This is a genomic window from Sulfurovum zhangzhouensis, from assembly GCF_030347965.1.
In the GTDB taxonomy this organism is placed as follows: domain Bacteria; phylum Campylobacterota; class Campylobacteria; order Campylobacterales; family Sulfurovaceae; genus Sulfurovum; species Sulfurovum zhangzhouensis.
On the sequence record NZ_JAQIBD010000002.1, the window covers coordinates 438,510 to 453,011 of the forward strand.

12 protein-coding genes are annotated in these 14,502 nt (G+C 40.5%); 2 read left to right on the plus strand and 10 right to left on the minus strand.

What is annotated here, in order from left to right; all coding sequences use genetic code 11:
• The first annotated feature begins 155 nt into the window (after positions 1 to 155).
• Entirely contained in the window at positions 156 to 1,235 is a 1,080-nt protein-coding gene (gene rseP / locus PGH07_RS07395) for an RIP metalloprotease RseP (RefSeq protein WP_289413736.1), read from the plus strand.
• Positions 1,236 to 1,249: 14 nt separating this feature from the next.
• Positions 1,250 to 1,936, plus strand: coding sequence for a YggS family pyridoxal phosphate-dependent enzyme (locus PGH07_RS07400; RefSeq protein ID WP_289413737.1), 687 nt, complete (start codon positions 1,250 to 1,252; stop codon positions 1,934 to 1,936).
• A 6-nt stretch (positions 1,937 to 1,942) separates the two neighbouring features.
• Here PGH07_RS07400 and PGH07_RS07405 read toward each other — a convergent pair whose 3' ends face one another.
• From PGH07_RS07405 to PGH07_RS07450, 10 genes are all read right to left on the minus strand, one after another.
• Positions 1,943 to 2,365 carry a Fur family transcriptional regulator gene (locus PGH07_RS07405; RefSeq protein WP_289413738.1) on the minus strand — a complete coding sequence of 141 codons (423 nt, stop codon included), beginning with the start codon at positions 2,363 to 2,365 and terminating at the stop codon, positions 1,943 to 1,945.
• Between the two features lie 174 nt (positions 2,366 to 2,539).
• The gene (locus PGH07_RS07410) at positions 2,540 to 3,136 is read right to left on the minus strand and encodes a peroxiredoxin (protein ID WP_289413740.1); all 597 of its coding nucleotides are present in this window, start codon (positions 3,134 to 3,136) and stop codon (positions 2,540 to 2,542) included.
• Between the two features lie 69 nt (positions 3,137 to 3,205).
• Complete coding sequence (locus PGH07_RS07415) at positions 3,206 to 5,029, minus strand: menaquinone biosynthesis decarboxylase (RefSeq protein ID WP_289413741.1); 1,824 nt, start codon at positions 5,027 to 5,029, stop codon at positions 3,206 to 3,208.
• Positions 5,030 to 5,143: 114 nt separating this feature from the next.
• The gene (locus PGH07_RS07420) at positions 5,144 to 8,155 is read right to left on the minus strand and encodes a hypothetical protein (RefSeq protein WP_289413742.1); all 3,012 of its coding nucleotides are present in this window, start codon (positions 8,153 to 8,155) and stop codon (positions 5,144 to 5,146) included.
• A gap of 271 nt (positions 8,156 to 8,426) precedes the next feature.
• Positions 8,427 to 9,383 carry a hydroxymethylbilane synthase gene (gene hemC / locus PGH07_RS07425; RefSeq protein ID WP_289413743.1) on the minus strand — a complete coding sequence of 319 codons (957 nt, stop codon included), beginning with the start codon at positions 9,381 to 9,383 and terminating at the stop codon, positions 8,427 to 8,429.
• Positions 9,383 to 10,216 carry a DsbA family protein gene (locus tag PGH07_RS07430; RefSeq protein WP_289413744.1) on the minus strand — a complete coding sequence of 278 codons (834 nt, stop codon included), beginning with the start codon at positions 10,214 to 10,216 and terminating at the stop codon, positions 9,383 to 9,385. The genes hemC and PGH07_RS07430 overlap by 1 nt, the downstream gene beginning before the upstream one ends.
• The gene (locus PGH07_RS07435; RefSeq protein ID WP_289413745.1) at positions 10,161 to 10,589 is read right to left on the minus strand and encodes an FxsA family protein; all 429 of its coding nucleotides are present in this window, start codon (positions 10,587 to 10,589) and stop codon (positions 10,161 to 10,163) included. Before PGH07_RS07435 ends, PGH07_RS07430 begins: the two co-directional genes overlap by 56 nt.
• Before the next feature lie 2 nt (positions 10,590 to 10,591).
• On the minus strand, positions 10,592 to 12,298 hold the full coding sequence (locus tag PGH07_RS07440) for a proline--tRNA ligase (protein ID WP_289413746.1): 1,707 nt from the start codon (positions 12,296 to 12,298) through the stop codon (positions 10,592 to 10,594).
• A complete protein-coding gene (gene hemA, locus PGH07_RS07445) occupies positions 12,295 to 13,602 on the minus strand; it encodes a glutamyl-tRNA reductase (RefSeq protein WP_289413747.1) in 1,308 nt (435 codons plus the stop codon). The genes PGH07_RS07440 and hemA overlap by 4 nt, the downstream gene beginning before the upstream one ends.
• The gene (locus PGH07_RS07450; protein WP_289413748.1) at positions 13,602 to 14,498 is read right to left on the minus strand and encodes a polyprenyl synthetase family protein; all 897 of its coding nucleotides are present in this window, start codon (positions 14,496 to 14,498) and stop codon (positions 13,602 to 13,604) included. Before PGH07_RS07450 ends, hemA begins: the two co-directional genes overlap by 1 nt.
• Positions 14,499 to 14,502: the final 4 nt, after the last annotated feature.

The window sequence follows — 14,502 nt, forward strand, 5'->3', positions numbered from 1 at the left end:
TATCAATCCATCAATTGACATTCGGTTGAATAGAGAGAACACCTGACGTCTGAAAGGTTGAGAAGTCATCATTACATATGTGCTATCTAATTACTTTTTGAATATATCACTATCTTTTTGATATAATGCGCCATTTAACCATCATTGGGAGTATTATGAGCGTTATTATTGCACTGCTGGTCCTTTCTGTACTCATATTTTTTCATGAACTTGGTCATTTTTTGGCTGCAAGATTTTTTGGTGTAAAGGTTGAAGTTTTCAGTATAGGCTTTGGAAAAAAACTGTTTACAAAAAAGATCGGTGATACACTCTGGAGTATTTCTACGATTCCTTTGGGCGGGTATGTCAAAATGAAAGGTCAAGATGACAGTGACCCTACAAAAGTGAGTTATGACAGCGATAGCTATACGACAAAAAAACCATGGCAGCGTATCGTTATCTTACTTGCCGGACCTTTTGCAAACTTTTTTACTGCTTTTGTACTCTATTTTGCCGTTTCACAGATCGGTACACATCTAAGCCCTGTTTTCAACTATGCTAAGTATATGCCGGCAACCATAGGCAGTTTTGCCCCTGACTCTCCAGCCAAAGAGGCAGGATTGGATATCAATGACACAATTGTACAGATCAACCATATAAAGATCAAAGACTGGGAGAATATCGGTGAGGCGATACAGACAGCAGACCATACACTCTCACTAACGGTTATAAGAGATGGGGCATTAATGAACTTTGATTTTTCACCCGTCATACAAACTCAAAAAAATAAATTTGGTGAAGATATACAACGTAAACTTATCGGTGTAGGACCACTGGTCAATCAAGAGAAATTACATTTTTCTCTACTAGAAGGGATTCAGTTTGCATGGAATGAGACACTCTATGCTTCTATGCTGATCTTTCAAAGTGTTGAAAAGCTTATCACTGGTGCTATCGGTGCAGATAAATTGGGAGGCATACTCACCATTGTCGATGTGACAGCCCAAGCAAGTAATATAGGGATAGTAGCCCTCTTTTTATTTACTGCACTAATTTCGGTAAACCTTGGTGTACTCAATCTACTGCCTATACCTGCACTTGATGGAGGACACATTATCTTCAATCTTTATGAATGGATACGCGGGAAAGCGCCAAATGAAGCAGCAATGTACTATATGACAGTAACTGGATGGGGAATTTTAATCTCTCTGATGCTACTTGGATTGTATAATGATATCAATAGACTATTTGGATAACGAAGGAAAGCACAATGATACTTGATAAAGAACACTTAAGAAGAAATCTTGATGAAGTAATATGGAGGATCGAAGAAGCACGTATCTCCGTCAGCGAACATCATATAGTCCAACTTGTAGGTGTGGGGAAATATACTGAAATAGAGAATATTGCTACACTGTATGAACTTGGGCAAAGAGCTTTTGGTGAAAACCAGGTACAGCAACTGGCACAACGTATGGATGCACTTGATGAACTTCCTTTACAATGGCATATGATCGGTTCTTTACAAAAAAACAAGATCAACAAGCTTATTGATCTTCGTCCATTCCTTCTTCAGTCACTTGACAGTATCGAACTAGCTGAAGAGCTCAATAAGAAATTGGAAGCCAAAGCACAAAAGATGAATGCTCTCCTTCAGATCAATGCAGCGGATGAAGCAACAAAATCAGGTGTACCAACCGAACAGGCTTATGATATCTACCAACAGATCAAAGAGAGTTGTCCAAACATCAACCTCAAAGGGGTTATGACGATCGGTGCCCACTCAGAAGATACAAAAGTGATACAAAAAAGTTTTGAAGACACCTATGCGGTCTTTGATAAAGTACAAAAAGAGGGAGCAACTATCTGTTCTATGGGGATGAGTGGTGATTTTGAACTAGCGATCAAATGCGGATCAAATCTTGTAAGAGTAGGCTCCGCACTCTTTAAGAGTTAGACTCTCTTAACTTGCCTTTTGTTCCTGGCAATTATGACAGATACCGTAAAGGTTGATCTGTTCACTGCTTAGAGAGAAATTCTCTTCTTTCGTCATATTTTCTATCAGCGTATCTACACTACTGATCAGCGGTTTATCTTCAACCATACCGCAGACTGTACATACCAAATGTATATGATCGTCTTTTTTTAACTCATATTTTGATTTTTGACCTGCAACCGGTACCTCTACCAATACCTTCTTTTCAAGCATCAAAAGGATATTTTTATAAACGGTAGCAAGTGATAATGAGGCATGAATCCTTGAAACTTCTTCATAGATAGCATCAATAGTAATATGACCGTGTTTTTCGATTGTTTCTAGAATATTCATTCTTTGGAAAGTTGCTTTGAGTCCACTCTCTTTGAGCAGCGTTACATGATCTGTCATCTTGTTCCTTCAAGGCGCATCATTGGAAGCAATGGTTTAGCTTCTTACTCCGACTAAAAAGGGGAAGAGGGGTGCCGAAGAAGAAGCTAAAACATTACTTCCACATTATGTAACGTAAATGTAACGTTAGCTATGCGCGTATTATAGCTCAGCATAGCTGAGCTATAACTTAAATTATAGTTCGTTTTCGTGTTTTGCAAGATATTCTGCTACACCTGCAGTGTCAGCTTTCATACCTTCATCACCTTTTTGCCAACCAGCTGGACATACTTCACCATACTCGTTAGTAAATAGCATTGTATCAACCATTCTGATCATCTCATCGATGTTTCTTCCAAGTGGAAGATCGTTGATCACTGCATGTCTTACTGTACCGTCTGCATCAATAAGGAAAGAACCTCTAAGTGCTACTGATTCATTAAGAAGTACATCATAATCTCTCGCAATTTGTTTATTAAGGTCTGCAACAAGCGGCATATCAACTCTACCGATTCCACCTTGATTTACAGGAGTCTCTCTCCATGCAAAGTGGCTGAACTGAGAGTCTACTGAACAACCGATTATATTGATACCTCTTTCCCTGAACTCTTTAGCTCTGTGAGAAAATGCGATGATTTCAGACGGACAAACGAATGTAAAGTCAAGTGGGTAGAAAAATAGTACCGCACCTTTTTCACCAAGATTTTCATATAGGTTGAAATCTTCTACAATTGAACCATCTGCAAGTACAGCTGTTGCTGTAAAATCAGGAGCCTTTTTAGTTACTAGCATTTTACTTCCTTATTGATAATTTTTATTAACAAACTAATTTTATCACAGTAAAATTAATTTTCTCTTAATTTATTCAAAGGGTAATAACCCAAACTTTCTAATAAACGTTTCATCGATATCGATCACATCTAGACTCTGTAATCTGTCCAACACTTCTTTGGTACAATGCGTATCACCAGGCCACTCTCTATCATATCCGTCTATTATACCTTTATTTGTCCCATCTATGACAATAAATGGAGAAAGTTTTACGTCTCTTTGAGCATCAATATTATTCACAACACGCCAAATCAGCATATATGGATCTTGGATATCATTATTTGCCTTGTCGACAATAACCAATACTTTAATATGATCTTTAAGGCTATCTACCTTATCCCAATCTTCTGAAATAGACGCTGTCTTTTCTACGGTAATCACGCAGATAGGATTTTTTGTATGTGTCATATATTGCTTGAGTTCAAGTATATTGCTGTCTATCTCTTTCATCTTGGCTAAAAGCTCACTGTCAACAAGCGGGATAGCCACACCTTCAGCTACTTCACTACCGGTTGCATCAACTCCGAGTTTTCCCCCTACAAATTGTTCAGGTGAAGAGTGATCCAGATGATCAACAATTCCTTGAGTAATGAGTACTTTATTTTTATCAAGTCTGTTTAGAATATGTTCTGTCAATGCTTCAAATTCTTCCAGCTCAGGTGCATTTTCCCCTACAAAGATCGCATGTTTGACAAAACTCATCTGCCCTACTCCCCAGAACGCATGCATGAACTGTTGCGCATGACCTTTGTAAAGCGTTTTCATCTTAGCCAAGATCAGGTTATGGAAAACACCGTTTTCTGGCATGTTATAATCTATAAGATCAGGCGCCATAGGTTTGAGCATCGGTAAAAAGACTCTTTCTGTAGCCCATCCCATATACTTATCCTCAAGCGGAGGCTTTCCAACCACTGTCGCAGCATAAACAGGATTTGACTTCATAGTGATTGTCTCCACATCCATCACCGGGAATGGTTCTTTGAGTGTATAATATCCTGTATGATCTCCAAACGGTCCCTCTATCTCCATTTTTTCAGGGTCCACAAAACCTTCAATCACGATGTCAACATCTTCAGGAATATAAATATCATTGGTAATGGACTTCACCAATCTGGCATTTTCGTTTCTGACAAACCCATATAAAAGAAGCTCAAACATTCCGTGGGGCATAGGTGCCTGACCACACCAAATATAAAGGGGGTCTCCGCCTATCGCAACACTTACAGGCATTTTCTTACCTGCACGTTGATACTGGTCAAAAAAATGAGAAGCATCTTTATGGATCTGCCAATGCATCCCCAGCCTATTCTTATCGTACTGCTGAAGCCTATACATACCAAGGTTCTGCATCTGTCCGTCAAGGCTTTGAGTATAAACCTGTCCCATAGTGATAAACGGTCCGCCATCCTCTTCCCATGTTTTCAAGATAGGCAATCGATCCAGATCAACTTTCTCTTTATTATAGATGATTTCCTGACATGCACCTTGACCCTTGAGCCGTTTAGGGAATATGTTTTTGAGATTAAAGAGCATTGGAAGCATTTTCAGTTTTGCAACCACTCCTTTTGGTGGCTTAAGTTTCAACAGTGCATCGATACCTTTAGCTACATCATCAGGGTGTTTGCCAAAGATATCTTGAGTGATCTGTTTATTGGCAAAGATATTCATGAGTACTGGCATATCATAAGTAATGCCTTTTGCTTTATTGATAGGATTTGTAAAAAGTAAAGGACGGGAATCATCTTTTTTCACTTCGATATAAGCTACATGCGGTATCTCAAGTTCAACATCAAGAGGCTCATCGATGATCTTTAAATTTCCATGCTCTTTTAGCCAAGCAACCACATCTTTCATATCTATCCTTCTTGCTATAGTGTATCAACTATTTATGATAGAAAAAATTATAGCAAAAGCGGATTAGTTTTAAAGCACAAGAATAGCTAAACCTTCGCTATTCTTGTGACATTACTAAAGGAGTATATCCAGGAATCCGGTGAACCAACAAATTGGATTTATCAACGCAAGGAATCCACTACAATTAGTAGAAGGTTTACTGTTTGGATCTGTAGGATCCGTACCGTCTTCGATTTCAGCACGATCACCATACCCATCATTATCTGTATCTGTATCTAGCGGGTCAGTGATATACACATTACCGGCTCCAATATCAATTGTAACTTCATAATGATCTCCAAGCCCATCATCATCACTATCCGGATCGTTTGGATTTGTTCCAATGCTTATTTCATCACCGTCATTCAGACCATCTCCATCACTATCCGGATTATTAGGGTCAGTTCCAATACTTACTTCATTACCATCATTAAGACCATCTCCATCCGTATCAGGATTAGAAGGATCTGTATTATGGAGAGTAATTTCATCAACATTACTTAGTCCATCACCATCTTTATCAGGATCCATCGTATCAGGGATACCGTCTCCATCGATATCCGAAGGGACACTTGTATTATCTAACGGATCGCTTCCAACTGTGGTCTCATCAATATTACTAAATCCATCACCGTCACTGTCATTGGTAGGATCATCATCCACCGCATCAAGTTCATCGGCCACACCGTCACTGTCACTGTCAGTAATAGCTGATTCGATCGCATCGATCTTACCGTCACCGTCTGTATCACTTATTCCTTCTACACCGTCACTTTTACCGTCACCGTCTGTATCAGGATTAAGCGGGTTAGTTCCGTTATTCACTTCATCCCCGTCTGAAACACCATCGCCGTCCGTGTCTGCCTTCAATGGATCGGTTCCAAATGTATTAGTTTCGTCAGCATTACTCAGACCATCACCGTCACTGTCATTAGTAGGATCATCATCTACCGCATCAAGTTCATCGGCCACACCGTCACTGTCACTATCAGTAATAGCTGATTCGATCGCATCGATCTTACCGTCACCGTCTGTATCGCTTACTCCTTCTGCGCCGTCACTCTTGCCGTCACCATCTGTATCTGCCTTCAATGGATCGGTACCATTAGTGATCTCCACACCATCTAAAACACCATCTCCATCCGTATCAGGATTTGAAGGATCCGTCATATAGTTATTTGTTTCATCCACATTGCTCAAACCATCACCGTCCATATCAGGATCTATCGCATCAGGAATACCGTCTCCATCCAGATCTCCCGGGACACTCGTATTATCTAACGGATCGCTTCCAACTGTGGTCTCATCAATATTACTAAATCCATCGCCGTCACTGTCATTGGTAGGATCATCATCCACCGCATCTAGTTCATCGGCCACACCGTCACTGTCGCTGTCAGTAATAGCTGATTCGATCGCATCGATCTTACCGTCACCGTCTGTATCACTTACTCCTTCTACACCATCACTTTTGCCGTCACCGTCAGTATCAGGGTTCAATGGATCCGTACCGTTGGTTACCTCTTCACCGTCCAACATACCATCACCATCCGTATCATCTTTTACTGGACTTGTATGATGAATATTAGTTTCATCTGTATTACTCAGGCCATCACCGTCACTGTCATTGGTAGGATCATTATCCACTGCATCAAGTTCATCGGCCACACCGTCACTGTCGCTGTCAGTGATAGCAGATTCGATCGCATCGATCTTGCCGTCACCGTCTTTATCTGTTGTACCTTCTACGCCATCACTCTTGCCGTCACCATCCGTATCAGGATTAAGCGGGTTAGTTCCGTTATTTACTTCATCCCCGTCTGAAACACCATCGCCGTCCGTATCTGCTTTCAATGGATCGGTAAGATGTATATCTGCCTCGTCAGCATTACTCAGGCCATCACCGTCACTGTCATTGTTTGGATCATCATTCGCTGCATCCAGTTCATCAGAAACACCGTCACCATCACTATCCACTGTTGACGGTTCTAGTGCATCGATAATACCATCTCCATCAGTATCACTTACACCTTCGTCACCGTCACTTTTCCCATCACCATCCGTATCAGGATTAAGAGGGTTAGTTCCGTTATTTACTTCATCCCAGTCTGAAACACCATCGCCGTCCGTATCTGCTTTCAATGGATCGGTAAGAAGTATCTCTTTCTCGTCAGCATTACTCAGGCTATCACCGTCACTGTCATTGGTAGGATCATCATCCACCGCATCAAGTTCATCGGCCACACCGTCACTGTCGCTATCAGTGATAGCTGATTCGATTGCATCGATCTTGCCGTCACCGTCTGTATCACTTACTCCTTCTAGACCATCACTTTTGCCGTCACCGTCCGTATCGGGATTTAATGGATCCGTACCGTTAGTTACCTCTTCTCCATCCAACATACCGTCTCCATCGGTATCTGCTTTCAATGGATCGGTAAGACGTATCTCTATCTCGTCAGCATTACTCAGGCCATCACCGTCACTATCGTTGTTTGGATCATCATTCGCTGCATCCAGTTCATCCGAGACACCGTCACCATCACTATCCACTGTTGCCGGTTCGAGTGCATCGATAATACCATCTCCATCAGTATCACTTACACCTTCTTCACCGTCACTTTTCCCATCACCATCCGTATCAGGATTAAGCGGATTAGTTCCGTTATTCACTTCATTACCGTCTGAAATACCATCTCCATCTGTATCTAATGGTTCTCCAACATCCGAGATACCATTTCCATTCCTATCAGTGATAGTTGTGGAGTTTTCATCTGATTCTTCAGCATTGGTCAGTCCATCATGATCAGTATCTGTATCCCATGGATCAGCTACTAATGGATCTGTTCCCGTCGCAATTTCATCTGCATCGGATATTCCATCGTTATCATCATCCGTATCTGCACAGTCATAAACTTTATCTAAATCTGTATCTGATACCTCCTGCCCCTGAGCAAGTGCAACTTCTACACATATCATCTCAGGTGCTATTACTTCCGCATTTCCATCAGCACATGTTTTCCCGTTACAACCGCTTAAAATAAGCAGGCTCAAAAAACCAATCGTCCCGTCCCTTAAAACATTCATAGTTTTTCCCTTGTCTTTTTAATTGAATTATTAAAATACAATAGTAAAACTTTGCTCATATATATTTAACATATAGTTTTTCATAATTTTATATTATTTTTGTAGATTTGAAACACTTTTATAATATTTCATAGATAAGACAATATAAAGAGTTTGTAGAAAATTTAAAATTTTATTTAGTATGAATTCTGTTGAATTTTAGAGGAATAAAATGTAGTATGTATCGGGAGAAAGATGTAATATATCCTCCCCCAATGTAAAAGAAGAAAAATTAAAGTCTTTGCGGCATTTCATCTTTAAAAGCAATCTCTTCAGCCTTACTAAGGATCTCTAAGGCTCCATCATCTATCATAACTTGAGCAAGTGCTTCTCCCAGATGTTCACAACATTCGATCTGTGTACTGAGAGAGGCTTCCATAATATTCGTTCCGTCAGGATAACCAAGCATCGCTTTGATTATAATGTCTTCACCCTCTATGATTGCATTGACTGCAACGGGAGCAGAGCATCCTGCACCGATTTTAGCGATAAAGTCACGTTCCAGTTTTGTACAAAGAAAGCTCTTCTCATCATTCAAACTCAAAGCGATCTCTCTTACTCTCTCATCACTGCTAATGATCTCGATCCCCAATGCAGCCTGTCCCATTGGAGGGATCATGAAACTTAGTTTCTCAACATGCGGAATATCTTTAAGCAGATCCAGTCTATATAGTCCGATATAAGCAAGAATGATAGCATCATACTGTCCTTCTGCAAGCTTTCTAAGACGAGTATTGACATTTCCTCTTAGATCTTTTACTTGAAGATCAGGACGTTGTTGAAGCAGTTGCATACGTCTTCTTAAACTTGTGGTACCTACTACTGCACCTTTTGGAAGTGCTTCCAAGTTTTCATATTTGTGAGAAAGGAAAACATCACTTTGATCCTGACGCTCTGTAATAGCTGCTAACTCAAGCCCTTCAGGGATATAAGTAGGTACATCCTTAAGCGAATGCACTGCCAGGTGTGCATTACCCGCAAGCATTTCATCTTCAAGCTCTTTGGTAAAGTGCCCTTTACCTCCAACTAATGCTAAAGGCCTATCAAGTATCTTATCACCTTTTGAAGTGATCTCATTGAGTTCCACTTCCACATCTGGAAAACTAGTTTCTATTCTCTCTTTGATATGGTATGCCTGCCAAAGTGCCAATTGGCTTGCACGTGTTGCTATGATTAATTTTTCTGCCATTACTTGATAAACTCTTTATATTTATTTCTCATCTTATCCCATTTACCGTCAGCATAGATCGTAGGTGTACCGCTAACCATCATTTCGCTTGCGGCATCAGAATCCGCTTTCATAGCGTCTTTCACTTTTTGATCATCAACCTTTTCTGCAGTGACACTGTACCCTGTCTGTTTTTCTACTTCAGCAAGAATCTTTTTCATATCAGTCTCTCTTGGATCGATCTTCATTGCATAGATTTTTGGCAAGACATCCATTTTCCCTTCATGCTGTGCAAGGTGCATCACACGTGTCAAAACATCTGAAACAGGGTGAATACGTAATAACGGCAAATGATAATAGTAAAGAGCGATCTGATCAGGATGTTCTTTCGCCGCTTTCATAATATCCGGAACCACTTCTTGGCAGAATGGACACTGAGGATCAGAGAATACAAGTACTTTATGGGCAGCATTTTTATTTCCAAAGATCAAGTGTGCATCATCATAAAATTTGTCTGATACAGTAGGTTTGATCTCATCACGGTAATCTCTCCCGTTTTTTAGACTCACCAAGTTTCTAGTTGCCAGTCCGTCTTTTACAAAGATAGTCTCAGGTGCCTTTATTTCTTTACCTTGATAATTCAAGTCCATTGTCGTAAGATACACATTCCAACCAGGAATATCCGGATGAGAAGTCTCTTCAATGATCGTAACACCTTTTACTTCTACCTGAGGGTTGAGGACTACATGCTTCTTCACATAATTCAAAAGTTCTTTTTCATCTACCGTATTTCCTGCACTAAGCGTGAGGGTTGTGATCAGTGTACTCGTCAATAATTTCGACATCAATGACATTATCTTCTCCTTGTTTCTCTGATTTAAAGTTGGTTTGTTCAGGGGTTATTTTAGCGACAAATTGCAAATAAAGTGTGTAAAGCAACGCAAAAATTCCAAGAATATCCGTCAATACTCCCGGAATAATAAGTAGGATTGCCCCAATAAAGTAAGAAGTACTGACACTTTGGAAACCTTGTAGGCTTAGCTTTCCCCGTGTAACTGCATCAAGGTTGCCCATGACTGTAAACGGTGAAAGTCTTAAAAGTTGTACCCCGATTATAAATGTCACTACGATCCAAATTGCCGACCATAAAAAACCGATCCTCTCACCTACACTTAAAGAGAGGTAAAGTTCTAACAGTAAAAAAGGGATCGCAATTAAAATCGGCATTTTTACAATCTTTCCTCAAGTACAGAAAGGATATCTTCAGCAGGTACCTCTTCTTTGAGCATTTCTTTACGTGTGAGAAACTCTACCTTTCCATCTGCAAGGTTTTTCCCGATCACAACAGCATGAGGGATACCAAGAAGTTCACAGTCTTTCATCTTTGCACCAAAGCGGTCTTTACGATCATCTATGATTACATCTACTCCCTTAGCTTTCATAGCTTCATAAAGTTTTTCACCCAATGCCAGCTGTTCTTCATCCTTGATATTTGAAACAAGGATATATAGATCAAACGGTGCAGACTCTTTTGTCCAGATACACCCATTATCATCATGATTCTGCTCAATGATCGCTGCAAGCAGACGACTCACACCGATACCGTATGTTCCCATCACCATAGGAACAGACTTACCGTTCTCATCCAAGAACACACATCCAAGCGGTTCAGAGTAACGGGTACCAAGCTGGAAGATATGACCTGCTTCAATCCCCTTGGTATAACGTAATGAACCACCGCAACATGTACATACATCACCTTCTTGTACAGCAACAAGGTCATCAAAGTTTGCTTCGATCCCTACAAAGTTGTTCCCTACTAGATGGTAATCCTTCTCATTTGCCCCACAGATCATAGAAGCTGCATCTTTGAGCTCATTATCATATACTACGGTAATTCCTTCCGGTACAGTAGTCGGTCCCATAAATCCGGCTATCAAACCGACTTCAGCCAACTCTTCTTCGGATACATCAACCAAATCATTCGCATCTACTGCATTACACGCTTTCACTTCTTGCAGTTCATCCGATCCGCGTAGTGCAAAGAGGACGATCTTACTCTCGCCTTCATCATAAAGCGCTCTTTTTGCTACTGTTTTTACCAAATAGTAAGGATCTACTTTGAAAAATTCACTCAATGCCTCAATCGTTTTCACATTAGGTGTATTGAATTTTGCAAACTTTGCTTCAGGTGCTGCCACGTCACAAATCTTCGGCTGGCGTACTGCTGCTTCGATATTTGCTCCATACTCACAACTGTCACATACAACGATCGTATCCTCACCACTGTCAGCAAGTACCATAAATTCTTTTGACCCGCTTCCGCCGATTGCACCGCTATCAGCTTCAACCACTCTAAATTCAAGGCCCAGACGTGTAAAGATCTTCTTGTAGGTTTCCTCCATAAGATCAAACTCACGCTTCATATCCTCTTCAGAAATGTGGAAACTGTAACCATCCTTCATCAAGAACTCACGCCCGCGCATTAAACCGAATCTCGGTCTGATCTCATCACGGAACTTTAGGTTGATCTGATAAAGATTCAACGGTAGTTGTTTATAACTTTTCACCGTTTGACGGACAAGATTTACCATCATCTCTTCATGGGTCGGTCCCAGTACAAAGTCATTGTCTTTACGGTCTTTAAAGCGTAGAAGCTCTTTACCGTACTTTTCAAAACGTCCACTCTCTTCCCATAGTGACGAAGGAGTTACAAAAGACAGGCTGACCTCTTGACATCCTGCACGGTCAAGCTCTTCTTTAACTACTTTTTCTACCTTGTCAAGTACCTTTTTACCAAGCGGTAGAAAATTGTAAAGACCGCTCCCTCCAACAGATTGAATAAATCCACCCCTGATAAGATAGATATGACTCGCCAGTGTTGCATCATTTGGCGTCTCTTTGGTTGTTGGTATCAGTAATTGTGTAAATCTCACGATTCGTATCCTTTTGTATGATGATCATCTTTGTAAAGTGCAAGATCGCATCTATCGATTTCTATGTCAAACATCTTTTTGACGGCTTCGATTGCGTTGGCATTTTTCTTATCAGCCGAAGAGTGTCTTAAGTTCTGAGTAGGATCATGTAAAAAACGGTTAAACATCTGTTCTGCCATTTTACGTATATTAGATTCATACTCTTCCGGGACAAATCCTTTTTTAATCGCTCGCTCTAGCTCTTTATCTATCGCTGTAGCAACCTGTGATCTCATCTCTTTGATCACAGGTTCAATCGAAAGCGCTCTAAGCCATCCGTAGAACTCCTCTTTATAGCGATCTACGATCGCCGCAGCTTCTAAAGCTTTTTCCTCTCTCAAAGAGTGGTTGCTTTGAGAAATCTCACGCAGGTCATCGATGCGGAAAAGTTTAAGCTTATCCAGATCCATATCTTCGATATCACGTGGAATTGCCATGTCAAACCAAAATCTCGGGATCGTTTTATTTTCGATCAAGTCATTGGTAATGACAGGTTCAGGTGAAGAGGTAGCAGAGAAAAGAAGCTTATAACGGTTGACATATTTAGGTAGATTCTCCATAGTATCGGCTTTTACATTTTCACCTAGAGAATCAGCTACCTTTTGTACCTTTTCAAGATCACGTCCGATGAAAACAACATCACACCCTACTCTCAGCAAATGTTTTGCCGCAAGTACACCCATCTCACCGGCACCCACTACTACACCTGTCATTCCCTGGATATGTTCACCCAGAAGTTTATGTGCCTGTGCTACCGCTACTGAAGCAATAGAAATAGGATTTTGAGAGATATTGGTAGAATTACGCACTTCAGCAGCACATTTAAGCGCATAAGAGATCACACGGTTAAGCTTCTCTCCTGCTGTACCATGCTCTAAAGAGAGTTTAAATGCCTCTTTCACCTGTCCTGTAATCTGTGACTCACCGATCACCAAAGAATCAAGAGAAGAGACCACACTGAAGATATGTCTTATTGCTTCATCATCGTCATAGGTTTTAGCCACACTTTTGATCTCATAAAAGTTCTGGCCGCTCTTTTGACTCATCAGACCAAGTAAGGTATGATAACTTGAAAAGTTGTCACTTGTAGCCAAAACTATCTCTACACGGTTACATGTAGAGACAATAAATGCTTCATTGATATAATCAAACGATACCAGTTGACTAAGCATCCGCTTTTTTTCTTCGTCATTGGCAAATGCCAATTTCTCTCGGAAAGCCTGATCACAGCTTTTGTGAGAAAAACTCATCACTTGATAGTACATTAAAACTCTCTTTCGATCATCTCTTTAGCAATACCTGCCAAAGAATCTTCACCATGAGCACTCATCAAAGCAATCGCCTCTTCGATCAAAGCTTTTGCTTCAAGATAAGACTTTTCGATAATTTGATGCTCTTTCATTTTCGTCTGTATCCATAGCTGTTCTTCCGGCTTCAAAACTTTTGCATGTAAGCTTTGAAGTTTTCTTTTCTCATCACTCTTTAGTGCTTCATAGAGATAGATATACGGCAGGGTAGTTTTCCCTTCCACAAAATCATGGAGTGCCGGTTTACCAAGTGTTGCACTATCTTGTGTAATATCAAGAATATCATCGATCATCTGAAACGCAAGCCCAAGATTGCGTCCGTAAGTAAGATATGCTTCCTTTGGCTTACCTGCAAGTACTGCTGCGGCACCTGCACTTGCTTCTATCAGTGAAGCCGTTTTCTGATAGATCATTTTAAGGTATATCTCTTTATCCACATTAAAAGTTTTGGAGAGTGAAACATCTCTCAGCTCACCCAGGCTCAACTGCACAACGGCATTTGAAACGATTTTGGCAATTTCCATGCTGATATTATTTAACTCTAAAAAGCCTTTGGAGTAAAGGATATCTCCCAGCATGATCGCTGTTTTATTGCCGTAGAGTGCATTGAGAGAGGGTTTGTTACGGCGGGTATAAGCATCATCGATCACATCATCATGTAATAAACTAGCCGCATGGATCATCTCCACTACCGCAGCAGTCTTTACAGCAAGAAGATTATTTCCTGCAATCTTTAAAATGAGCTTTGCCCTAAGCCTTTTCCCTGCAGGAAGCATCCAATAAAATGAACTTACTTCCCTGTCTTCCAGTTCAGCAATGAACTGTTCTATCTTTCTCTCAACTGCACTTAACACTAAT